The 514-nt window shown below is 51.2% G+C and carries 1 protein-coding gene and 1 pseudogene; one reads left to right on the top strand and one right to left on the bottom strand.

Annotated elements, in window-relative coordinates:
- Positions 1-402: pseudogene (locus tag ACYVTD_RS16195) on the top strand (excinuclease ABC subunit UvrA); the annotation flags it as partial.
- On the opposite strand, the gene ACYVTD_RS16190 reads toward ACYVTD_RS16195, so the two are convergent.
- Entirely contained in the window at positions 391-489 is a 99-nt protein-coding gene (locus tag ACYVTD_RS16190) for a hypothetical protein (protein ID WP_461248705.1), read from the bottom strand. The pseudogene ACYVTD_RS16195 and the gene ACYVTD_RS16190 overlap by 12 nt on opposite strands.
- Between the last annotated feature and the right edge of the window lie 25 nt (positions 490-514).

The raw sequence follows: 514 nt of genomic DNA, 5'->3' as shown, positions 1-514 counted from the left end.
TTAATCATCAAGGGAGCGCGCGAGCATAACCTTAAAAACATCGACTTGGAGCTTCCACGCGACAAACTTATCGTAATTTCAGGGCTTTCCGGTTCGGGAAAGAGTTCTTTGGCTTTTGACACTATTTTCGCGGAGGGGCAAAGGCGGTATGTGGAAAGCCTTTCCGCCTACGCGCGCCAGTTTTTGGGGCGCATGGACAAGCCCGACATTGACTATATCGAGGGGCTTTCCCCCGCTATCTCAATCGAACAAAAAACAACCCCCCGCAACCCGCGTTCCACGGTAGGAACCGTTACCGAAATTTACGATTACTACCGCCTTCTCTTCGCGCGGATAGGAATCCCCCACTGCCCCTTCTGCGGCAAGGAAATCCGCGAACAGCCGGTCGATTCAATCATCGACCGATTCCGCCAGCCGCGAGCGGATATCCTTCCCGATTACAAGCCGGTCTACGATAATTTCTATCGTATGTTTTTTCTGTTTGTCCAATTTGATGCTTTCGTCCAAGTTTACG

This window comes from Treponema sp. R6D11 (genome assembly GCF_054786075.1).
The sequence above is the reverse complement of the archived record's forward strand: the minus strand, read 5'-3'. Positions and strand labels throughout refer to the sequence as shown.